18 protein-coding genes are annotated in these 21,947 nt (G+C 59.6%); 11 read left to right on the forward strand and 7 right to left on the reverse strand.

Translation table 11 applies throughout. The annotated features are described in order from the left end of the window. Positions 1-153: 153 nt before the first annotated feature. The 7 genes from ACOY6C_RS14035 to ACOY6C_RS14065 all read left to right on the forward strand — a co-directional run bounded on the left by ACOY6C_RS14035 (position 154) and on the right by ACOY6C_RS14065 (position 9,584). On the forward strand, positions 154-4,962 hold the full coding sequence (locus ACOY6C_RS14035) for a M36 family metallopeptidase (RefSeq protein ID WP_420906143.1): 4,809 nt from the start codon (positions 154-156) through the stop codon (positions 4,960-4,962). Further along, positions 4,959-5,759, forward strand: a complete 801-nt coding sequence (locus ACOY6C_RS14040; protein WP_420906144.1) for a metallophosphoesterase — start codon at positions 4,959-4,961, stop codon at positions 5,757-5,759. The genes ACOY6C_RS14035 and ACOY6C_RS14040 overlap by 4 nt, the downstream gene beginning before the upstream one ends. Positions 5,760-5,885: 126 nt before the next feature. Further along, positions 5,886-6,437 carry a tetratricopeptide repeat protein gene (locus ACOY6C_RS14045; RefSeq protein WP_420906145.1) on the forward strand — a complete coding sequence of 184 codons (552 nt, stop codon included), beginning with the start codon at positions 5,886-5,888 and terminating at the stop codon, positions 6,435-6,437. Positions 6,438-6,553: 116 nt separating this feature from the next. Further along, positions 6,554-6,973 (forward strand): SUF system Fe-S cluster assembly regulator, encoded by a 420-nt coding sequence (locus ACOY6C_RS14050; protein WP_420906146.1) that lies wholly within the window; start codon positions 6,554-6,556, stop codon positions 6,971-6,973. Next, on the forward strand, positions 6,970-7,611 hold the full coding sequence (locus ACOY6C_RS14055; protein WP_420906147.1) for a VOC family protein: 642 nt from the start codon (positions 6,970-6,972) through the stop codon (positions 7,609-7,611). The genes ACOY6C_RS14050 and ACOY6C_RS14055 overlap by 4 nt, the downstream gene beginning before the upstream one ends. 366 nt (positions 7,612-7,977) lie before the next feature. Continuing rightward, the gene (locus ACOY6C_RS14060) at positions 7,978-8,640 is read left to right on the forward strand and encodes a TSCPD domain-containing protein (RefSeq protein ID WP_420906148.1); all 663 of its coding nucleotides are present in this window, start codon (positions 7,978-7,980) and stop codon (positions 8,638-8,640) included. An 11-nt stretch (positions 8,641-8,651) separates the two neighbouring features. Continuing rightward, a complete protein-coding gene (locus tag ACOY6C_RS14065; RefSeq protein ID WP_420906149.1) occupies positions 8,652-9,584 on the forward strand; it encodes a transposase in 933 nt (310 codons plus the stop codon). Between the two features lie 119 nt (positions 9,585-9,703). Here the strand turns inward: ACOY6C_RS14065 and ACOY6C_RS14070 are convergent, their stop codons facing one another. Together ACOY6C_RS14070 and ACOY6C_RS14075 are read right to left on the reverse strand one after the other, a co-directional pair. Beyond that, positions 9,704-12,064, reverse strand: coding sequence for a S8 family peptidase (locus ACOY6C_RS14070; protein ID WP_420906150.1), 2,361 nt, complete (start codon positions 12,062-12,064; stop codon positions 9,704-9,706). A 155-nt stretch (positions 12,065-12,219) separates the two neighbouring features. Further along, positions 12,220-13,218 carry an AAA family ATPase gene (locus tag ACOY6C_RS14075; protein WP_420906151.1) on the reverse strand — a complete coding sequence of 333 codons (999 nt, stop codon included), beginning with the start codon at positions 13,216-13,218 and terminating at the stop codon, positions 12,220-12,222. 325 nt (positions 13,219-13,543) lie between these two features. Here ACOY6C_RS14075 and ACOY6C_RS14080 point away from each other — a divergent pair, with 325 nt between their 5' ends. After that, positions 13,544-13,981 carry a hypothetical protein gene (locus ACOY6C_RS14080; RefSeq protein WP_420906152.1) on the forward strand — a complete coding sequence of 146 codons (438 nt, stop codon included), beginning with the start codon at positions 13,544-13,546 and terminating at the stop codon, positions 13,979-13,981. Between the two features lie 157 nt (positions 13,982-14,138). Here ACOY6C_RS14080 and ACOY6C_RS14085 read toward each other — a convergent pair whose 3' ends face one another. The 5 genes from ACOY6C_RS14085 to priA form a co-directional block, all read right to left on the reverse strand. After that, a complete protein-coding gene (locus ACOY6C_RS14085) occupies positions 14,139-14,387 on the reverse strand; it encodes a hypothetical protein (protein ID WP_420906153.1) in 249 nt (82 codons plus the stop codon). Between the two features lie 295 nt (positions 14,388-14,682). Beyond that, positions 14,683-15,495, reverse strand: coding sequence for an SPOR domain-containing protein (locus tag ACOY6C_RS14090; RefSeq protein WP_420906154.1), 813 nt, complete (start codon positions 15,493-15,495; stop codon positions 14,683-14,685). Positions 15,496-15,506: 11 nt separating this feature from the next. Beyond that, positions 15,507-16,274: a type III pantothenate kinase gene (locus tag ACOY6C_RS14095; protein ID WP_420906155.1), complete on the reverse strand. Its 768-nt coding sequence runs from the start codon at positions 16,272-16,274 to the stop codon at positions 15,507-15,509. Position 16,275: 1 nt separating this feature from the next. Beyond that, complete coding sequence (locus tag ACOY6C_RS14100) at positions 16,276-17,130, reverse strand: biotin--[acetyl-CoA-carboxylase] ligase (RefSeq protein WP_420906156.1); 855 nt, start codon at positions 17,128-17,130, stop codon at positions 16,276-16,278. 122 nt (positions 17,131-17,252) lie between these two features. Next, complete coding sequence (gene priA, locus ACOY6C_RS14105; protein WP_420906157.1) at positions 17,253-19,457, reverse strand: replication restart helicase PriA; 2,205 nt, start codon at positions 19,455-19,457, stop codon at positions 17,253-17,255. Between the two features lie 408 nt (positions 19,458-19,865). Between priA and ACOY6C_RS14110 the strand changes: the two genes are divergently transcribed. From ACOY6C_RS14110 to lysA, 3 genes are all read left to right on the forward strand, one after another. Next, on the forward strand, positions 19,866-20,228 hold the full coding sequence (locus ACOY6C_RS14110) for a c-type cytochrome (protein ID WP_420906158.1): 363 nt from the start codon (positions 19,866-19,868) through the stop codon (positions 20,226-20,228). A gap of 261 nt (positions 20,229-20,489) precedes the next feature. Next, entirely contained in the window at positions 20,490-20,660 is a 171-nt protein-coding gene (locus tag ACOY6C_RS14115) for a hypothetical protein (protein ID WP_420906159.1), read from the forward strand. 5 nt (positions 20,661-20,665) lie between these two features. Next, positions 20,666-21,919 carry a diaminopimelate decarboxylase gene (lysA, locus tag ACOY6C_RS14120; protein WP_420906160.1) on the forward strand — a complete coding sequence of 418 codons (1,254 nt, stop codon included), beginning with the start codon at positions 20,666-20,668 and terminating at the stop codon, positions 21,917-21,919. The last annotated feature ends 28 nt before the right edge of the window (positions 21,920-21,947 follow it).

Here is a 21,947-nt window from a genome sequence, read left to right on the forward strand (position 1 = left end):
TCTTGATCTGTTTTTTATGTTTTTTTCTGGCGCGTCTTGCAGGGCCCCTGGCCCCCGGCAACCAGGACTCCCCTCACCGCACCGGCAACCGGGACTCCCCTCACCGCATCCCGGCACCCGGACTCATCGCCCCTTTGCACGACCTGAACAGGCATGAAACGTTCGCTGCTCCTCCTCGCCCTGCTCATCGCCCTCCTGACCGGAGTCCGATGGTTCGCGCCCGAAGAGCAACCCATCCCAACCCACATGCCAACATCCCCTCCAACACCCGCCCCCTTGCCGCCAACCACCCCGACACCATCCGCCACCCCAACCACCGATATCCGCGCCGTGGCGGAACGCCAACTGCGCCAAACACGCCCCTTCCCAACGGATGGCCTGGTCCAACCGGTGATCCGCCACATCCACGACATCGGCTCCGGCCCCATCGTGGTCAAGGCCAATGCCCAGGTCGATGGCCTGGAGGTGTTCGGCCACGAAACCAATCTGCTTTTCGACCGCACCCTGGAACAGGTCGCGAGCAGCGGCGATCACCCCCTCCCACCCGTGCCCCCGGATCGACGCTTCTCCCTCGGAGCCGATCAGGCCCTGAACAACGCGTTCCGGAAAATGGGCGGTAGCGAACCGGTGGATGGTTGGATCCAAGTCGATGAAAAAAATGGCTATCAATACTACAGCGCCGATTTTTCCAAGGCCGAATACCGCCTGCGGGAACCGGCACGGGTCAAGACGGTTCTCTACCCCACGGCAACCGAACTGACGCCTGCCTACGCCATCGAAATCCGCGCCGGCGACTTTGACCGCAACACCCTGGATGCCCATCTGTATGTGGTGTCGGCGCGAGACGGAAGCCTGTTGTTCGACAAGAATCAACGCCATCACCGTTCGTTTGGCTATCGGGTCTTTGCCCAGACCGACGGGGATCACGCACCGATGAACGATCCCAACGGCACCCAGGGGATCCCGAATCCCACCGGTGCGCCGACATACCCACCCTATCTGCCCGGCCCGGTGACGCAAAATCTCATCACCCTGCAAAACGGCCCGATTTCCACCGCCGATCCCTGGCTGCCGGAAAGCGCCACGGCCACCATCGGCAACAATGCGGATGTGGTCGCATCCGTATCCGGCTTTGCCCTGAACCAGGCCCTGGAGAACAAACGGGCCCCGGTGACCGGACCCGGCGTTTTCGATCACCGCTTCAACCCGAATCAAGGGCCCCTCGAAACCCCCTCCCAACTCAATGCCGCACTGGTGCAACTGTTCTATACGATCAATTATCTGCACGACCTGTTCTACGACCTGGGATTCAACGAGTCGGCGGGCAATGGTCAGGCCAGCAACCAGGGTCGCGGCGGCTCGGACGGGGATCCGATAATCGCCACCCTGAGCGATATCGCCACCGATCGCGACAATGCCAGCATGATCGTGGGTGCGGATGGGAGTTCGCCGCAGATGCTGATGTCCCTGTGGAGCGGATCGACAAGCCCGCTGCTGGAGATCACGCAGCCCACCGCCATGACCTTTTCCCAGGTCGAATACGCCAAATTCGGACCTTCGAACTATTCGGTCAGCGGCACGCTGGCGCGACTCGAGGATGGGGTGGATCCGGTCCGCGACGGCTGCCAAACCCCCACCAACGCCGACGCGCTGCGCGGACGGATCGTGATGATCCATCGAGGTCTCTGCCTGTTCACGGAAAAGGTCCGGTTCGCTCAGGCGGCGGGCGCCATCGGGGTGATCATCATCGATCAGAAGGGGATCGACGAACTTTTCACCATGGAGGGGACGGACAGCGCCATCACCATCCCGTCGGTGTTTCTGTTCAAAGCGGATGGGGAGATCCTGGACAATCAACTCGCCTCGGGCGCGACCGTCAACGTCAAGCTCGCCCGGATCCAGAACCCGGACATCAACGGCGCCCTGGACAACCTGGTGGTGGCCCACGAATGGGGACACTATCTGACCGAACGCCTGATCGGCAACGGCTCGGGATTGAACAACAATCAAGGGTTGAGCCTGGGCGAGGGGTGGTCGGATTTCGTGTCCCTGCTGTTGGCCGTGCGTCCCGAAACGGGAGAGGATGCCTATCGCGGCACCTATGCCATCGCCGCCTATTCGGACTCCAACGAACCGGAAAAGCAACCCTATTATTATGGACTCCGGCGGGTGCCCTACTCCATCGATTTCACCCGGAATGCGCTGACCTTCAAACACATCAAGGATTCCGTCTCCCTGCCGACCACCCATCCGGTGCAGAAATCCAATCTGGAGAACTCCGAGGTGCACAACGCCGGCGAGATCTGGGCCACCGCGTTGTGGGAGGTGTATGCCGCGCTGCTGCGCGACTCGGAACGGTTGAGCCATGCCGAGGCACGCCGTCGGATGATCCACTATCTGGTCGCCGCGCTGAAACTGACCCGCACCGACCCCACCTTCACCGAGGCGCGGGATGCCGTGCTGGCGGTGATCAAGGTGGCGGACCCGTCTGATCACAAATTGGCCAAGGCCGCATTCGCCCGGCGTGGTCTGGGGATCGACGCGGTATCGCCATCCCGCTATTCGAATAACCACTCCGGCGTGGTGGAGAGCTTTGACGCGGATCAGCCGATCAGCCTGGTGAGCGCGACCCTGGTGCCGAACACCGATTCATGCGATGGCGACGCGATTCTCGATCCGGGCGAAACGGCCCGTTTGAGCGTGACGTTGCGCAACGACGGCAAGGCCACCTCGACCCCCTTCACCGCCACCTTCACCACCAGCGCGGATGCCACCCTGTCGAACAACGGGGTGATCTCCTTTCCGGCGATCCAGGTCGGCAACACGGTCACCGGCACCCTGGATGTGACCTTAAAGAGCGCCGCGACCCTGGAACTGTTGCGATTCGTGCCCGATTTCGAGGTGAATGTCTCCGGAATCGGGGCGGATGGCTTCTCCTGGCGGGTCAATCACGACCGGATCGCCGCCTTCCGTCAGGATACCGTGAGCTATCCGGTCCACGACTGGAACACGGCGACGATCACCGGGCAGGCGGGCGACGTCTGGAGCCTGAGCGAAGCGGATGGCGTGCGCTGGCTGACGGTTGCGGATGCGGACCATCCCAGCGACCTCACCCTCACCTCACCCCCGTTGCGGGTGGCGGCCAGCGGATCGACGCGCATGCGTTTCACCCACCGGTACGCCTTTGAAAAGGATTCGGACGGCCAATGGGATGGCGGGGTGGTGGAGATCAGCGTGGATGGCGGACCCTGGAACGATCTGGGCCACAGCTTCACGCCGGGTTATACCGGCAAGATCATCTCCGAGATCTCGGCGCTCTACAACCGCCCGGCGTTCGGCGGCGCCAACGCCGGCTATCCAGCCACGATCACCGAAACCGCGGATCTGGGCGCCACCTACAACGGTCACGAAATCCGGGTGCGGTTCCGGGTCGCCACGGATACGCTCGTGGGCGAACGCGGCTGGATGATCCGCGACATCCGCTTCGAAAACCTTGCCAACCTGCCGTTCACGGCGGCAGTGGCCCATGCCGGGGTGTGCGGCGGCGCAAGCCAGGGGTCGGGTCGGGTGATGAGCGGCATCGTGCGCGGGGTGAAGGCCGGCGAAACGATCCATCTCCAGGCCCGCTCCACGCAATCGACGGTCACCGCGGGGGTGGATCTGACCGGCGATGGTCAGGATCTGGCCTTTTCGATCCCTGGACTCGCGGCGGTGGATGGCTATCATCTGCGCGTGACCTCGCAAAGGTATTGGAACGGCGACTGGGGCGACCAGATCGGTGGCGAGCCGGCCTCGTTGGTATACGGCACGGCGGCCAAGGGAGTCGATCTGACGGCAGGCAACGTGGCCGGGATCAACCTGCTGGTGGTGGCGCGCGCCGAGTCGCTCCATCCGGATCGGGATGGGGACGGCTGGCCGGATGCGGTCGATACCTGCCCGGACCTGGCCAATCCGGACCAGACGGATCGCGATGGGGACGGGATCGGCGATGGGTGCGATCCGGACAACGACAACGATGGCATGCCGGACGCCTACGAAATCGCCCACGGCTTCAATCCCCTCGATGCCAGCGATGCCGCCTTGGACAGCGACGGGGACGGGGTGACCAATCGGGTGGAGTCCCAACGGGGCACGGATCCGCGCGTTTTCGATGGGATGACGCTGATCCACCTCACCCCTTCGGTCACGGAACACCCGGTGGTGCCGGGTGAGCTGGTGCGCATCCGCCTGGCCCATACCCGTTCGGATGGGGGGCAGCGCCTGCCCGGAAAGGGTCTGACGTTCCATTTCGATGGCACGCGCATGGCCTTTGTCGATTGGCAACCGCCCGTGTTGGCATCGGGCACGCAGCCGGTGGTAAGCCTGGAAGCGGACAACCCGGATCTGGATGGCGATCCGGTCACCGATCAACGGATTCGCGTGACCTACACCGGGACGGTGCTCGGCGAGGGGGCGAGCCTGGCCCTGACCTTCCGCATGGTCGGCGACACCCCCTTGAACACCCGCACCCCCTTCAAGGTGAGCGTGATCGATCCGGAGACCGATGAGCGGTTCATCCCCGAACCGGTCACCTTCGTGGCCGCAGGGCTGGATTGGGATATCGACGGCGACGGAACGGTCCGCCCGTTGAGCGATGGCCTGCTGATCCTGCGCCACCTGACGGGAACGCGCGGAAGCGACTTGTTGACCGGCGCGGTGGATGCCGTGGCCCCCCGTTCCGACCCGACGGTTCTGGATACGCTGCTGATCGCCGCCCGACCGCTCTTGGACGTGGATGGCAATGGGGTGGTGGATCCCTGGAGCGATGGCGTGATCATCCTGCGCCACCTGTTCGGATTCCGGGGTGATGCCTTGATCTCTGGTTTGGCCGATCCCTCGGGGTGTCGTCCCACTGGGGACGCGATCGAAGCCTATCTCAAAGCCGTGGGGGTGGCCGGTCGCACCCAGGGGAGCCCGTTATGATACGATTGGTTTATGGCCTGTTGCTGCTCATGATCCTGGTCGGCTTGTTCGTCTATCTCAACGACGAATCCGGCGATCTGGAGGTGACGCGCCACCGCTTCGGCAAAACCGCCGCATCCGCCGTAACATGGCGTATCGCCCAGGTGAGCGATCTGCACATACGCGGCGGCGCGGAGATCGAAGCGCGGGTGATCGGATTGATCAACCAGGAGAAGCCGGATCTGGTGGTGCTGACCGGCGATCAGTTGTCCCATCGCGACAAACTGCCGGAGTTGGGAAAATTTCTGGATAAACTGGACAACCATGCGAAAAAAATCGCCATCCTGGGCAACTGGGAGTACTGGACCGGGCTGGACAAGGTGGAATTGCGCCGGTTTCACGCCCAACACGGGGTGACGCTGCTGGTCAATGGCGCGCTCGTGGTGGAAAAGGAGCGGCAATCGCTGTTGGTGGTCGGTCTGGACGATGCCCGCCTGGGTCACCCGAACTGGGAGCGCGCTTTGGCCGAACATCCGACCTGGCCGGGTTCGATGTTGATCCTGGCGCACAATCCCGACACCATCGCCATGGTGCCCGCCAGGGAAAAGGTGGTGACCGATCGGGTGATGCTCTCCGGCCACACCCATGGAGGTCAGATCGTGCTCTTCCCGTTTCTCAACCGCAACCACCCCTGTCTGGCCGGTTGGTGCCGCGATCAGGGAATGCCGATGTACATCTCGCGCGGCGTCGGCATGTCGGTGATTCCGCTCCGTTTCGGCGCCCGCCCGGAGTTGCCGTTCTTCGAGTGGCGGTTGTAGTCGTTTGGTGCGTGCGCGGCTGAACGCGCTTTTTTTGGGAACTAAATTGATACCATTTTAGTCTCAATTAGCAAAACGGTACATCACCGTCCAATGAATTCCATTTCCATGCAAGGAGCATGATCGATGAACGGACCCTTTTGTTCGATTGAGAACGCCGCCATGACCGCCGGCCCGGCGATGCGGGAGCCGATGGCACGACCCAATGCGCTGTTGGGCGAGGATCAGATCACCCTGCGGTGGTTGATGAGGAGCGCGGTGGGCCATTTGCGCGCCGAACGGTATCATGCCGCCTTCGCGGATTGCGAACAGGCGCTGCGCATCGATCCCGAGAACAGCCGGATCTATCTGTTGCGCGGGGCGTTGTTTGGTCGCATGCAGCGTTTCGACGATGCCATCGTCAATCTGGACGCGGCGATCGACATTCAACCCAACCACGGCATCGCCCATCTGCTGCGGGCCTACTGCCACCTGGCGCGTGGTCACGCGGAGGAGGCGGATCGGGATCTGAAGAAGGCCCTGATGCAGGGTGAGGCGTCGATGCAGGGGTTCTGCGATGCCCTGGGCATGATCCGAACCCAGTTCGATGCCTCCCAGGCACTGCTCGACGGAGATCGCGACTATCCACAACTCTTTTTGTCGCCCGAGGAGATCGAACGGTTGCGACAGGCGGCGTGAGTTTGTCGGTTCGCGCCGGGCTTCCCGCTTTGACCTGGCCAGGGAAGGCCATGGGAGGCCAGGCGCGAAATCCATCCTGCATCATCAAACCGGTTCACCCCGGCGGACGAGGCGCCATGTTGAGCATCCAACGTTTGAGCGATTACGCGGTCCTGATCCTGACCCGGCTGGCCCTGGAACCGGAACGGGCCCGTTCTGCGGCCAGCCTGGAAAAGGAGATTCCCCTGGCCTTGGCCACGATCCGCAAGGTGTTGCGGATGCTGGCCCTGCACGGCGTGGTGCGTTCCCGTCAGGGACGACAGGGGGGATTCATTCTGGCTCATTCGCCCGCCGACATCACCTTGGCGCGGATACTGCTCGCCATGGAGGATCCGGTGCTGTTGACGCCCTGTTGTCGGAGTGATTTCATCTGCGCCCTGGATGACGCCTGTCTGTCCCGAACCCACTGGGCACGCATCGACCGATCGATCCGCGCCCTCCTGGAGGAGACCACCCTGGCCCAGTTGATCGCCCAACCCGATCAGGAGGAACGATGAGTTTTTACACGGGCATTCATCATGCGGCCTTCGCCACCCGCGACATCACCCTGACCACCCGTTTCTGGCGTGATCTGCTCGGCATGCCGCTGGTCTACTGTTACGGGCAGCCCGGCTACCGCCAGTACTTCTTTCACATTCACGACAGCGGCTACATTTCGTTCTTCGAGTGGGAGGAGGTGACCGCCATTCCGCTCAAGCGTCACGGTCAACCGGTGCGCGGGCCGTTCGGATTCGATCATCTTTCCATCGGCGTCCACGACAGGGAGGCGTTGTGGGCATTGATGTCCAAGCTCGACGGAGCCGGCTTTCCGGTCTCCGACGTGATCGACCACGGCTGTTTTTACTCCATCTACTCCTATGATCCCAACGGTATCGCCGTGGAGTTCACCTGGCATCTGCCGGGTTTGGACCTGATCGCCAACCCGGTGATGCGTGACGAGAAAGGGGCGCGGTTGTGTCAGGTCAGCGCTCCGGTGGAAGGGCAATGGCCGGAACCGGTGCCGATTCTTCCGGAGGAGCGCATCGTGGTCGATGGCGAGGGCAAGGAGTTGTTCGAGGGGTTGCGACCGACCCACGATGCCGAAATGGCCTGTCTGGCGGAGTCGCTCTTTCGGGAGATGTCGGACCCATCCTGACCCCCCTTGCCCGATTGGCTGAACCGGGGTGGCAATCGGTTTCTTCGCTTCCGGTCGAGGATTGACGCCGGGGCTTGGGCAAGCGATCATGTGGAATCGGTCATGTCCAAACCGCAACCATCCTGGGATGGGTTGTTTTCCGCAAGGCTGCGCGCGGCGCATTGTTCGCAAAAAGCGCCGTAACTTGCATGATGGGGGGAGAACCCCCTCACCCCCCTTACCGTGGACCTCCCTTCGGGAGTTCCACGGTAACTTGTGAAGTCAAAACCCTGGGAGAGGAATCTCCCAGACGCTCTCTTTTTTCTCAACGGTAAAAACGACACATTCCAAACTGAATGCAGTTTGGCGCGAGGAGGATGCACAAACATGGCGGTCAAGATTCAGAGCAAGATCGTGGGATTCGAGGTTGCGGCCAAAAAGGGCGAGGAACCGACGGAGAGCCCGTCCACCCTTTCCACGCCGGAAGCGCCCTCTCCACCCCGCACCCTGGCCGAGGTGATCCAGTTGCAACCGGTGTTGCGGCGTCCCGAAGATCTGGAGGGGAGCACCTACAAGATCAAGACCCCGCTCTTCGAGCATGCCTTTTATGTGACCATCAACGACATCGTGGTTCAAGGGCGGCGGCGTCCGTTCGAGATCTTCATCAACTCCAAGAACATGGACAACTTCGCCTGGATCGTCGCCCTGACCCGGGTGATGTCCGCGGTGTTCCGCCATGGTGGAGATGCCACGTTTCTGGTCGAGGAGATGCGCTCGGTCTTTGATCCGCGTGGTGGTTATTTCAAGCCGGGCGGCAAATACATGCCCAGCCTGGTGGCCGAGATCGGGGAGTGCATCGAGCGTCATCTGATCAAGATTGGCATGCTCAGTCCGCCGGAGCTTTCGCCGGAGCTGATCGCCAAACGGCAGGCGGTGGCCGAAAGCGGTGCATTGGGCAGCGGGCAGTGTCCCAAATGTGGACAGATGGCGGTGACCCGGTTGGATGGGTGTGATACCTGTCTGGAGTGTGGCTACTCCAAGTGCGGGTGAGGGTCAAATCGTTGCCGGGGGAACCCTGGCAAAGCACACTCAGGCGGGCGATTCGTCAGCAATTGCAGTACCTGCGTCGGAATCTCGGTCACATCAATGCTCTTCTGGATCGGTTTGCGCCTCTCGAACCGGCGCCTTTGGGTGGTTTCAGACCGAATTTGCGTCAGAAGTGGCCTGATGGTTTCTTGTATCGCCATCTTCGGCAACTTTGGGTAATCCGGTCGGTTTACGAACAACAAAAACAGATGTATGACAACAAGTTACGGAGTCATCCACATCGGATTGTCAGCATCAGTCAGCCTCATGTGCGCCCCATTGTCCGGGGCAAGGCAGGGGTGACAGTAGAGTTTGGAGCCAAGTTGAGCGCCAGCCTGGATGGCAATGGACTGGCCCGTGTAGATGAATTGCGCTGGGATGCATTCAACGAAAGCGCCGATCTGCCGGGTCAGGTGGAAGCCTTCAAAAAGCGGCACGGGCATTATCCGGCTGTGGTGCTGGCCGATGGCATTTACGGGACGCGGGAGAATCGTCGCTACTGCAAAGATCGAGGAATTCGCTTTGGTGGCAAGCCATTAGGCCGCCCGAGAAAGGAGACCGAGGCCAATCGAGAGGAGTTTCGTGAAGCCAAGCGTCAGCGCCGCCGGGATCATCTGGAGCGAATTCCCATTGAAGGCAAGTTCGGGCAAGGCAAGAATCGGCATGGTCTGGCAAAAATCCCCGCCAAACTGGCTGATACCTCCGCGTCCTGGATCCGGGCCATTTTCCTGGTGATGAACCTGAACCTGCTGGTTGGGTTCTTTTTTGCCCTGAATCGGCCCGCTCTGAACACGGTATTTGCCAGCCTGCTGGCTTGTCTGGTCACCTGGCAAGGTTTGATGATAGAAATGGCCAACCGCCTGCGACTCCCAGAGGGGAGGTCACCGATTGCGGCAGGGGCTTTCTGAGGAGGCACTAATTTAAGGGGTATACTCAAGCCCCCGGAACCCAAATTGAGCCAAATCGTATTTGTGATAGGTTTTGGTGCAATATTACCAATAATATTTTTACAAAAAATTTAAATTTATCAAGTAACAATGGCTGCCTTGGACAGAATCTCATTCTGGACAATATTGTAAAGGTCAACCTCCACATCAGGCGCATGAATCGACACGACCAAAGCATAGCGGGCCTTGTTGTGATACCGCTCCAGGCCTGTTCTGGTTTTCCACCATCCCAACGCAGGAAACACTGCCAGAACACCAAGTTGAGCCAGCTTAACGGCCTCTCCACGCCATATGTCCGAATGAAGAGAACCAAGATGTCGAAGTTGGGAACCAAGCAGCCAGCCAGGATCCGTTGCGCCAGTTGCGGTACCTTCTTCCTCATCCCGCGCCAACTTGTTGACCCGAAAGCGGAAGTCACCGATGGTCTCAGTCGGACGCTTCACCTGAAAGCGGAGTCCATGAGATTCATATTTGTAACGCCCCTTGAATCCTCGTTCCGCCGGATTGGGCTCGATGAAATAGGAGAGCGTCACCCGCATCTCGACTGCGGTTGACCCAAGTCGGTCCAACTCGGATATAGGCCAGGGCAATTCATAGAGATTCATATCCCTGGACGATGGGGCTGCGTTTCCCTTCTTTTCGAAGGGTTGCAACTCATCCTGGGCGATCAAGGTCAGGGAATTCGAGGCACTCCACATCGCCCGGGCAAGATTCGGTACCCCAAATCCACAGTGCCTAATCAACAGCCTGTATTGCTCCTTCGGCGTGCCACCGGTCATAAACATGCGGCGCATGGCATCCGTCCATTGGGCGGAATGAACAATCATTGCCCGAATCGTTTCGGGCCAGAAATGGGGGTAGGCCGCCATCAATTGCGCTGCCATCCTGGCGCAAAGCGCTGTGGCGGCACTGGTGGCGTTAGTAGTGGAAAGCAACCGCTCTTCTGGTTTGTGGTGGGTTGTAAGCAGGCTTAAGCTCGGCATCCAAACAGCTCCCAGAATATCCCTGGCGGCATTCCCTCCCTCAAGAACAACATCCGGCTTCAATGGCCAAGGTTTTTCCCACGTCATCGATGTGGTACTGAATGGGCTGATTGCTCCTGATGGCGCGATGGGCTGGTATTCCTGAGCATTTTCGGTGATGCGTACTTTCTCGGTGTAAGCCCCAACGGTAATCGCGTTCCATGCCTGTCCGGGGTCGTGAATGCTGTCCGTTGTATTGCTGCTGGGGTATTCGACCCAGGCACTGTTTTCTCTCACATTGCCGGATGACACCACCATCAATCTCGGCGTCAAACCGTTGTTCTGGGTGTCGGCAGCAAGGTGGTCAATAGCGGCTGACCAGGCTGAAGGTTTGCCGCGATCCCGATTATCCTTCGCGGTCACGGCCATACTGAACACCCTACGACGGTGAGCGGCTTGTATTTCGGGACGAGCCACGGCCTCGACCGTGAGATAGCCATGATGGCGGCCATTGTTATCGCCATCATCCCGCAACAACTTGACGGACTCCAACCGATGATGAACCTGAATGGGATCCTTGGTTTCCAAGACCGAGGTAAGATCTCCAAACAACGAGAGTCCGGCCAACTCGGTCCCATGCCCTGACTCATCAGACACCCCCCACACCGGGTCAATAGTATGGAGGTCAACTGAGTCCAGCGTCTGTTTCAACAAAGGATGTCCCCTGTTTACTCCAGTATCCAGAACACAGACATAGGGAAGATCCTCATCTTTTGAAAAGTGCGTCCGATTCAAAAGATCATTCACCCACTCACGCTGTTCCTGCTGCGACTGGGAGTCGAAAAATTCAGCAGTTTCCTTGGCGCGGCGCAGCTCGGCGATGCTGTTGAGCAACATCAGGGAACGGGTGATTTGTCCCTTGCTGCCACGCATGAGCAAAACGATGCGTTCAAGAAATCGCAGCGAACCCAGGGAAACTTCAAAACCGATGCTACTGGCAAGGGTTTTGAAACGTCTCAGAGTGGCTTCACCATCACCTCGTAATGGCAACCAGATTTCCCACCAAATCAGCTCGTCGTTCGTCCGAGGCATGGCATCGGATGTGTCGGTCCAGAGCTCATCAAAGGCAGATTCCCTGATTTCATGGATTGTCTCAACCAAATTCTGATTTTTTGGATGCCCTTCAGGATACTTCTTGGATGGAGCGGTATCCCTCTCCAAGTAGTCACGGATGAGTTTCTCGAACACATCCATTTTGCCGTCCGGCACAAAAACTGTGGCGCAGGTCACATCTCCATCACGCTTGACGTTGAGCAATTCAATGCCTTGCCGCTCACGGGAAAGACTTTCAAAAGCAAGCTCAATGTCAGGCTGGCTTCTGAATTGAATTCGGATCCCGAAGTCAATTTCATAACCCGAGGCTTCTTGGTCTCTGCACACCGATGAGGCATATTCCTTGAGACTGGAAATTTGACTCATCAACACTTGGCCATGCCTGCCACGGTCAACTTGGCGGAACGACCCGGAGGATTGGGGAGATGACGGGGAGCGGAATCTTTCAGTCCTGGCGTATCCGCTCAATAACAAGTGCTGGCGCGACTCATTTTTCATTGGGAACTCATACCTGAATCTGGTTATGATAAAGCAAATCTGCTATTGCGAACCATCTTGCGTTCTTCCAATATTTTTTGGACATCATCCCCAGTAATGATTTCTCGGTCATGAATAATAGTATCCTTGATCGCATCTTCGACAGAACGAACTATTTCTGCGTAATTTAATCCTTCGGCCACTTCCGCAAGATGGTCCCACCGAATCTTATCCAGTTTAAAATTAACCAGACGAGACTCTAATGTCATAATGATCTGCTGCTGGTTGGGCAATCCATACTCAACTACATCGTCAAAACGGCGAAACAAGGCATAATCTAATATTTCCGGATGGTTTGTGGCGGCAACAATAACACTGTATGAATTGTCCTGCTCCAACATCTGTAAAAAGCTGTTAAGAACCCGACGGATCTCGCCGATGTCGTTGGCCAAACCTCGTTGTGAGCCAATAGCATCGAACTCATCAAAAAAATAAATGCCACGCATGCTTGAGATAGCCTCGAATACCTGCCTTAGTTTCGCAGCCGTTTCCCCCATGTATTTGGTGATCAATGCATCCAGCCTGACCAGAAAAAGAGGAATTCCCAATTCTCCGGCCAAGACAGACGCGGTCATGGTTTTTCCTGTTCCCGGAGGGCCGACTAATAGAATTTTACGCCTAGGAGCTAGCCCATATTCCTGTATCTTGGTAATATTTTTTTGCTCTCTAATAATCCTGACGAGCCGTTCTCCAACTATATCGTCCAAAATCATATTTGAAAGTCTGGAAGTAGGGTAAGACACTTCAAGCAGATTGGTCAGATCGCCACGCGGTTGACTGATCGGAATTGGCTTCCTGGCGTTAAGCTCAAAGCTGCGGCGCGATTTTGCAGTGTCAACCATCGCCCGAAGTTCATCGGCAAACTTTCCATGTCCCAGCTTGGCCTCGTGGGCCGCGACCTGCATTGCAACAGAGAAAAAATGCCCGTCATCGCCATCGATGTGCGATTTGAGCAGGGCCTTGATTTGTTCTGCACTGGCCATTTGACGTCTCACTTGACACCATATTTATCCTTCTGGCAAAATGTAATATTTTGCCAGAAATGTCAAGAAATGCGTCACGCTCCTCAGGGTAATCGCATTTCAAATTTGCTTGGCACTGGGCTCCGATTGTTCTGACCGCCTTGACTGATGCTGGCAGAGGCTGTAATCTAATCTCATGGATATTAATGAAACTATAATTTGTCCATCGTGCTGACTTGTCGGTACCGTCATCAATAAGCGTTATGCTACTGTCCATGACGGGGATGAAGCATTAATGCAGTGCCAGAACTGCGGCATCCAGTTCTCCGAAACCTGGGGAACACCCATGGAACACCTGAAATCACCGATCAGCAAGGTGTCGCTCGCCATCAAGGTCCGCGATGAAGGCACGGGGTTGAGGGTAACCGGACGTATCATCGGCTCGCACAAGAATACGATCAGCGAGTGGGAGGAACGCTTCGCGGGTCAGAAGGAAACTTTGATGCTGTATGGCTTGTGCCATGAATTCCTTCGGCTCACGTTTGAAGGCGACGATGTGTACACCATCGTTGGCAAACACACGGATCCCAGCCAATCTCATCATGAAGCGCGGCAGTCGGTTTTTGATGGATCATCGTTGCGGCAAGAAAGACGGCAAACTGTTCAAAGATGTCATGAAAGGGGTGTGCCGGTTAGTTCGACAGACGAAGGATTTTGCTTTCTTTATCAGATGGCGAACGTCGTTATGGGCAGACCTTGTTTGAATTGTGCTCGGAGGTCCTGAAAACCGGGCAGAGGGGGTGCCCTCGGCATGTGCTGCCCAAAGGGGTCAAAGTCAGAATCAAGAACAAAGGTAGCCAGAAACATAAACGGGAACCGAAACGGCCCAAGTACCAAGCCCTGCAACCCGAACATCCAGAAACCGTACAAGACATCCGTGATCAGAAGACCCATGCCAGAGGGGGCAGAATGCCGCCACCCGTCGTCGCAACAGTGCCTTTCGACGACGCACGAACATCTATGCCAAAACGACGGGAGGTCTGCAAAGGACTCTGGATGTTCATTTGATCAATCATAACTTTGTTCATCGTCATTGGACGACAGGTAAAGCGCCAGCTGTCAAACTGGGGCTTCAGAAGGCACCGCTCACGGTGGAAGCAATCTTGCGGATGAGGAAGCAGCTTGATCATGAGGTGACCGATAGAATTGCTGATAGGATTGCTCGGCAAATTCATGCCATGGTGGGATGTTACGAATTGTCAAAGGCCTAGCCCGTCTTTTGTGAAAATCGCCTGCGCGCCGCCTTGATGGCCCTCCCTTCGGGAGTTCTAAACGATGAGGGGTTGGCTTGCCTCCAACAGGTCGCCGGAAGCGGCCATCCCTCCGCGTGCGCTTCGCCCCCCGTCCCCCGTGATGACTGGAGCCGGTTTCCACCAAACCCCGTACCCACGCAACATCGACCCGTTCCGCCCGCAAACACTCCCCTCACGGCAACGCATTGGTCAGCGGCCAGGTCTTGATCACCGGCGAGGCAATTCCCAACTCCGCCACCCGCGCACTCATCTTGCGCGCCCGCTCCTTGCTCTCATAAGGCCCGAGCAGCACCTTGCGCACCGTCATGTCACTCTCCACCTTCACCAGACGTACCTGCGCCACCCCCAACTTCTTGACCTTCTCCATCTCCTCCACCGCGTGACTCAACAACAACGACTTGCCAAGCACGATCACAAATCCCTCCCAACTCTCCTCGACCCGGGCCGCGATCCCACCGGATTTCAAACGGGCCTCGGCCTCCTTGGCCAAATCAAGCTTGGCAAACGGTCCCACCTGCACGTTGTTCAAACCGGTCCGCTCCCGCACCGTCTCCACCCGCGGCGACAACCCCTCCTTCCGCAACCGTTCGACCAGAGAGTCCACCCCCATCTCCACCGTGAAACTCCCCACCTGCACCATGAACTGCTCACCCGCGACCGCCGGCATCGGCGTATGTTTCTCCACCACGGGTTCCGGCTTGGGTTCCGGCTTGGGTTCCGGCTTGGGTTCCGGCTTGGGTTCCGGAGGCTTCTCGGCCACCACCGGCGGCGGGGCATCCCCCTGCTTGATCACCCGCGCATGGGCCGGATCGGGCAGTTCCAGGATCTTTTCCGGCATCACCGGCCCTGGCCAGATGGCATTGTCCGGGGTCTTGAACCCCATGCCCATCATGCCCATCCCCTGCACCAGCAGGTTGAGCACGGCCAACAAAGCCACAGCCAACAACGGCATGACCCTTGTCTTGAATTCAGAGGAGCGCGCCACGGCTTGATCCCTCAACGATTGCGTTCGTACAACATCCGAAGACCGGTCAAGGTCAAGAACTCATCCACCTCCTCGATCAACGCGCTCTCGCGCGCGATCAAACGCGCCAGCCCGCCGGTCGCCATCACCCGTACCGGGGTGAATCCGGCTTCGGCGATCATACGCGTGATCAGACCATCGACAAGCCCGACATAACCCCAGAACATCCCGGCCTGCATCGCACCCACGGTATCCCGTCCGATCACGCTTGCCGGTCGCACGCACTCCACGCGCGGCAGCTTGGCGGTGCGTTCGAACAAGGCATCCATGGAGATCCCCAATCCTGGCGCGATGGCGCCACCCATGTATTCGCCCTGGGGACCGATGAGATCGAAGGTGGTGGCGGTGCCGAAATCGACCACGATCGTGGCGGCCTGCATGCGCTGATAGGCGGCGACCGCGTTGACGATGCGATCCGCGCCCACCTCGCGCGGGTTGTCGTAACGAATCGCCATGCCGGTTCTGAAACCCGGTCCCACCATCAGCGGGGAGACGCGCAGATGACGTTTCACCCCGCCCAGAACGGCGGCCTCCACCGGCGGGACCACGCTGGCGGCGATGGCGCCGGTGAGATCCCTGGGGTCCAGGCCAGCCAGTTGGAACAACTGGATCATCCAGATCCCATACTCGTCCGCGGTACCGCCGGCGCGGGTACTGATGCGCCAATGGTGGGTGAGCCGTTCCTTTTGATACACCCCCAGAACGATGTTGGTATTGCCGATGTCGATCACCAGAAGCATGTCAATCCCATCCCGTCAGCAGCACGTCGCCGGCCAGCACGCGAAACGGTTCCCCACCCTCGCGGTCGCAGGCCAGCAGAAAGCCCTCTTCGTCCAGATCGAGCAGTTCCACCCACCGGGTTCCCTGGGCTGTGTCGATGCGTCCCTTCTGTCCGGTCAGCAGGGCCCGTTCGCGCCACGCCAGTCGGACCGGCGCGAACCCTTCGCTCAGAAACAGACGATACCACGCTTCCCAGGCCGACAACAGCCTTGCCAATACAATGCCCCGTTCGATGGAATTTTGCAAGATATCGGCCATGGTGACGGCGCGCGCCGCCACCTCGGGGGGAAAACGTTCCGCCCGGCCATTGACGTTCACCCCCACCCCGATCACCACATGGCGCACCCGATCCCCCTCGGTGGCCATTTCGGTGAGAATGCCGGCCAGTTTGCGACCCTGGACCAGGATATCGTTGGGCCATTTCAGGCGCGCCTCCGTGACGCCGGCCTCCCGAACGGCGTCGAGTGTCGCCAATCCGGCCACCAATGTCAGGCGTGGCGCGTGGGCAACCAGGATCTCGGGACGCATGATCAGGGTGACGTAGAGATTCTCGCCAGGAGGCGAGGACCAGACGCGACCGAGACGACCCCGACCCTGGCTTTGCGCGTCGGCGACCACCACGGTTCCTTCCGGCGCGCCGGCACGGGCCAGATCGAGGGCGTGGCGGTTGGTGGAGTCGAGATGGGGATGGAAATGGTAGCGCTCCGGAGTGAACAGGGGTCCGGTGAGGCGGGACGCAATGGAGGCCGGGGCAAGGCCGTCGAAATCGGTGGGCATATCAACCAGCGTGCGGCGACTCAAGAGATTCACGGCCATGGAAACAAGGCCACGGGGAAAGCTACATCAATCGTTTTGGATTTGGTCAAGAATATCCGTTCTGGCGCCTGATTCCGATGCGAACGGGCGTGTCGGACTTCCCGGCGCCCTCCCGGAGATCGCTACAAGAACATCTGCGGATCCACATCGATCTCCAACCGGATCCTGGACCCGGCCAACCGTTCCGCCAGGCTCATCAATCCCGGCAACGCCCGATGCAACCGCCCCCCCTCCCGCTCCTTGATCAACAACTGCCACCGGTGCCGGTTGCGCAACTTGAACAACGGCGCCGGCGCCGGGCCCAGAAACAGCACGTCGCCATGTTCGGGCAACGCTGCCCGCAACACGCGACAATACCCCTCCCCTTCGGCCTGCATGCCGGATGAAATGCGCAACAACGCCAGGCGCCGAAATGGCGGATAGCCGGCCTGACGCCGGAATTCCATCTCCAGGGCCACGAAATCATCCCGCTTCCCCAAGGCCGCGGCCACGGCATGATGCTCCGGATCCAGGGTCTGCACCAACGCCCGCCCATCCCGGCTTTCGCGACCGGCACGCCCGGCCACCTGGACAAGCAGTTGATGGGTGCGCTCCGCGGCACGAAAATCGGGTTGATGCAGGGTGGTTTCCGCCTGCACCACCCCCACCAGCGCCAGACCGGGGAAGTGATGTCCCTTGGAGACCATCTGCGTGCCCACCAGAATGTCGAGCCGCTGATCGCGAAACGCCTCCAGGGTCTCGTCGAGCAGATGGGCGCTGGCCGAGACCGCATCCCGATCCAGCCGGGCGATGCGCGCATCGGGGAAATGCGCGCGGGTCTCCTCCTCCAAACGCTGGGTGCCGGGACCGAAATGATAGAGACTCAACTGGCCACACGACGGACAGATGTCCATGGGATCGCGGCTGTAGTCGCAATAGTGGCACAGGAGCCGGGAACGGTTCTTGTGCAGGGTGAGGGTGACCGAGCAATGCGGACAGGAGATCGCCTGGCCACACCGGTAACAGAGCAGGGACGGAGCGAATCCGCGCCGGTTCAAGAACAGCAGCACCTGCCGACCCGCGGCCAGGGTCTCGGCCATGGCCTGTCGCAACGGAGGTGCGATCAGACCATCCTTGCCCATCTGGCGCCGCAGTTCCGGATCGCCGAGGTGGATCGCCTCCACGCGGGGCGGCGCGCCGCCTCCGGCACGACGGGTGAGACGCAGATGGCGATAGCGACCCGCCTGAACGTTGGCGAGGGACTCGAGCGACGGGGTGGCCGTGCCGAGAATCAACACCGCGCCGCACCGTCTGGCCCGAACCGCCGCCATGTCGCGGGCCTGATAGGAGAGACTCCCCTCCTGTTTGTAGGAGGGGTCGTGCTCCTCATCGACGATCACCAGACCCAGATCGGCGAAGGGGGCGAACAGGGCGCTGCGCGCGCCCACCGCCACACGGGCCAGACCACGCCGGATCCGCCACCACTCCCTGGGTCGTTGGGCGGCGGTCAGCCCGGAGTGCAACACGGCCAGAGTGTCGGCGAAACGCTGCTGCAACCGCTGGATCATCTGCGCGGTCAGCGAAATCTCCGGCACCAGCACCAAAGCCTGACGCTCAAGCTCCAGACACCGCTCGATGGCACGCAGGTAAAGCTCGGTCTTGCCGCTGCCGGTCACCCCCTCCAGGAGAAAGGGCGCAAAGGTTTTGTTCGACAGGGCGTCGTGAAACCGGTCCACGCAGTGCTGCTGTTCGTCGGTCAGATCGAGACGCGAAGCGCACGCCGACGTGGCCGACACGGCAGGCTTGAGATCCGGAAGCGGCGCATGCCAGAGGGTCTCGCGGCTGACCAGACCGCGCTCGACCAGGGCCCGCAACGGGGCGACCAGCGCCTGACGACCGAACGCTTCGGCCAGGGTCTCCAGACTCAACCCCTCCTTGCGTTTTCGGATCCGTTCGGCCAGCGGTCGCAGACGCTCGGGAAGATCCGGCGGTTCCTCCGCGTCACCGACCCAGCGGACCCGGATCCGACTCTGGAAGGCGATCTCGCCCGGCAGGGCGGCGGCGGCCACCGTGCCGATCGATGCCAGGTAGTAGCGGCTCATCCAGTCCAGCAGGAACAGCAGATCCGCACCCAACAACGGCAGATCGCCATGACTGGCCACGATGTCGAGGATGGTCCCGTCCCGCCAGGCCGGCTGCTCGACGATCTCCCACACCACGCCGGTGCGATGACCACGCCCCACCGGCACCAACACCACCGATCCCGGCTCCACGACCAGATGGTCGGGAATCGCATAGGTGAACAGGGTACGCTTGGGAATCGGCAGGGCGACCTGGGCAAAGGGCATCGTGGTTCAAATCGTGGATGAAAATCCAGAATCGGGGCGGATCGTGATCATGGGTGACCGCAAGCTGGTCGATACGTGATGATTTTCGAAAATTTGATTTTATTTTGCGTCATGCCTCACGCCCAATTTCCGCACACCCGAGAGAGCTTATGATTGCAGATTTCAGGTGAAATGGCCACATCAAAAACAGGTTCCGCTCATTGAATATAACTTTAATATAATCAACATGAAAATATGAAAAATTGCTCTGGAAAATATATCCGCTCCCACCCCCGCCTTGACATCTTCATGCCGAAGCTCTAATATTCACCGCGCTTCATATTAAGGAAAAAGAAGTGAATTTTTTAATGCAACACACCGCATGCGCGGTTGATTCGTAAACCACCCCAAGACAAAAAAGGTACCTCCATGAAATATTCTCTGCTCGTCGCCAGCCTGGGCATCGCCTCTTTCCTGGTCGCCAACACCGCTTCCGCCGACGCGGCCAAAGGTGAGGCCTCCTTCAAGAAAAACTGCATGGTCTGCCACTCCAACAAACCGGGCGAAAAGAAAATCGGTCCGAACCTCTCCTCCCTCGCGGGCCGCGACGCGGGCACCGAACCCGGCTTCAAGTATTCCGATGGCTTCACCGGCGTGAAGTGGGATGCCGCCAACCTGCAGAAGTTCATCGAAAATCCGAAGGGCATGTTCCCGAAGACCAAAATGACCTTCCCGGGCATGAAGGATGCCACCGAGCGCACCGACCTGCTCGAATTCCTGGGCGTCAAGTAATCCCCATGCCGGTCTGACCAACCGGGACTTCACGAAAAAAAAACGGGCCGAACTCAACCTTCGGCCCGTTTTTTTTCGTGGCACGCCTGCATGAGCGTTCCACCGAGAGGGGGATCTCCAAGTCATGCGCATGTGTACCGTTGAAATCCACACTCCAAGAGTGGCAAAATGGGACTCCGTGGATTCAAAGTAACGCATCCGCCATCTCTGTCGCGGGTGGTGCGTCTTTGTCGATACCCCCTTTTCTGGAAGAGATCCGGCATGCTCCGACCCATTGCGCGCCATGTTCCGCTGTTCGTCCTGCTGATCGCCGTTGGCATCCTCGCCACCAGTTGCGGCCACAAGGGAGAGCTTTATCTCCCCGGCAAAAAGGAAAAAGAGCAGAAAACCTCCCTGCTTCCCAGCCAGCCCTCCCCGACCCGGATCGCCTGAACGCCATGGATCACTTCCGCTACCTCGATCACCGCCTCCATTGCGAACAGGTGCCCCTCGACCAGATCGCCGAGCACGTCGGCACCCCGTTCTACTGCTACTCGCGCGCCACCCTGGAACGCCATTTCGACGTATTCCGCGACGCCTTTTCCAGCATCGAACACCTGATCTGCTACTCGGTCAAGGCCAACTCCACCCTGGCGGTACTCGATACCCTGGCCAAACGCGGCGCGGGCTTCGACATCGTTTCCGGCGGCGAACTGGCACGGGTCAAACGGGTCGGCTGTCCGGGCCAGAGGGTGGTGTTCTCGGGGGTTGGCAAAACCGAAGCCGAAATCCGCGCCGCCCTCGAACATCGGGTCCTGATGTTCAACGTGGAGAGCCAACCGGAACTCCTGCGCATCAACGCCCTGGCCGGTCAGATGGGGCTCCGGGCGCCGATCGCCCTGCGCATCAATCCGGACGTGGACCCGGCCACCCATCCCTACATCTCCACCGGACTCAAACGCAACAAATTCGGCATTCCGCATCAACAGGCCGAAGAGCTCTACCGACTGGCCGCCACCCTGGAACACGTTCAACCGATCGGACTCGACTGCCACATCGGCTCGCAACTCACCACCCTGGAACCGTTCGTCGATGCCCTGAAACGGGTCAAGGCCCTGTTGCTCCGACTGCGCCAGCAGGGGATCGCCATCCGTTATCTGGACCTGGGCGGCGGTCTGGGGATCCCCTACGACACCCAACAGACCCCGCCCCACCCGGAGCGCTACGCCGAGGCCCTGCTGCGCGAAATCGCCGGGCTGGACGTGGTGCTGATCCTGGAACCGGGACGGGTGATCGTCGGCAATGCCGGCATTCTGGTGGCTCGGGTCGAATACGTCAAATCCGGCGAGGAGAAACGGTTCATCATCACCGATGCCGGCATGAACGATCTGCTCCGTCCGGCCCTCTACGATGCCCACCACACCATTCTGCCGGTAACCCGCCGTTTCGACCGTGAGGAGATCATGGCCGATGTGGTGGGTCCGATCTGCGAATCCGGCGACTTCCTCGCCAGGGATCGCATGCTGCCGGAGTTCCACGCCGGCGAGCTGCTGGCGGTCCGTTCCGCCGGCGCCTATGGATTCTCGATGAGCAGCAACTACAACTCGCGACCGCGCGCCGCCGAGGTGATGGTGCATCAGGACCGTTTCGCCGTGGTGCGTCCACGCGAAACCATCGAACAGTTGATGGAGCACGAAGTTCCATTCGTTTAACCAACACGGGGGGAAGCGAGTCTTAAAC

Source organism: Candidatus Magnetaquiglobus chichijimensis, assembly GCF_045865675.1.
GTDB classification, from domain to species: Bacteria; Pseudomonadota; Magnetococcia; order Magnetococcales; family Magnetaquicoccaceae; genus Magnetaquiglobus; species Magnetaquiglobus chichijimensis.

What these genes read in the sequence shown, in the direction of transcription:
- ACOY6C_RS14035 (WP_420906143.1), top strand. Translation starts at nt 154, where the DNA reads ATGAAACGTTCGCTGCTCCTCCTCGCCCTGCTCATCGCCCTCCTGACC.
- ACOY6C_RS14040 (WP_420906144.1), top strand. Translation starts at nt 4,959, where the DNA reads ATGATACGATTGGTTTATGGCCTGTTGCTGCTCATGATCCTGGTCGGC.
- ACOY6C_RS14045 (WP_420906145.1), top strand. Translation starts at nt 5,886, where the DNA reads ATGAACGGACCCTTTTGTTCGATTGAGAACGCCGCCATGACCGCCGGC.
- ACOY6C_RS14050 (WP_420906146.1), top strand. Translation starts at nt 6,554, where the DNA reads ATGTTGAGCATCCAACGTTTGAGCGATTACGCGGTCCTGATCCTGACC.
- ACOY6C_RS14055 (WP_420906147.1), top strand. Translation starts at nt 6,970, where the DNA reads ATGAGTTTTTACACGGGCATTCATCATGCGGCCTTCGCCACCCGCGAC.
- ACOY6C_RS14060 (WP_420906148.1), top strand. Translation starts at nt 7,978, where the DNA reads ATGGCGGTCAAGATTCAGAGCAAGATCGTGGGATTCGAGGTTGCGGCC.
- ACOY6C_RS14070 (WP_420906150.1), bottom strand. Translation starts at nt 12,064, where the DNA reads ATGAGTCAAATTTCCAGTCTCAAGGAATATGCCTCATCGGTGTGCAGA.
- ACOY6C_RS14075 (WP_420906151.1), bottom strand. Translation starts at nt 13,218, where the DNA reads ATGGCCAGTGCAGAACAAATCAAGGCCCTGCTCAAATCGCACATCGAT.
- ACOY6C_RS14080 (WP_420906152.1), top strand. Translation starts at nt 13,544, where the DNA reads ATGGAACACCTGAAATCACCGATCAGCAAGGTGTCGCTCGCCATCAAG.
- ACOY6C_RS14085 (WP_420906153.1), bottom strand. Translation starts at nt 14,387, where the DNA reads ATGATCAAGCTGCTTCCTCATCCGCAAGATTGCTTCCACCGTGAGCGG.
- ACOY6C_RS14095 (WP_420906155.1), bottom strand. Translation starts at nt 16,274, where the DNA reads ATGCTTCTGGTGATCGACATCGGCAATACCAACATCGTTCTGGGGGTG.
- ACOY6C_RS14100 (WP_420906156.1), bottom strand. Translation starts at nt 17,130, where the DNA reads ATGGCCGTGAATCTCTTGAGTCGCCGCACGCTGGTTGATATGCCCACC.
- priA (WP_420906157.1), bottom strand. Translation starts at nt 19,457, where the DNA reads ATGCCCTTTGCCCAGGTCGCCCTGCCGATTCCCAAGCGTACCCTGTTC.
- ACOY6C_RS14110 (WP_420906158.1), top strand. Translation starts at nt 19,866, where the DNA reads ATGAAATATTCTCTGCTCGTCGCCAGCCTGGGCATCGCCTCTTTCCTG.
- ACOY6C_RS14115 (WP_420906159.1), top strand. Translation starts at nt 20,490, where the DNA reads ATGCTCCGACCCATTGCGCGCCATGTTCCGCTGTTCGTCCTGCTGATC.
- lysA (WP_420906160.1), top strand. Translation starts at nt 20,666, where the DNA reads ATGGATCACTTCCGCTACCTCGATCACCGCCTCCATTGCGAACAGGTG.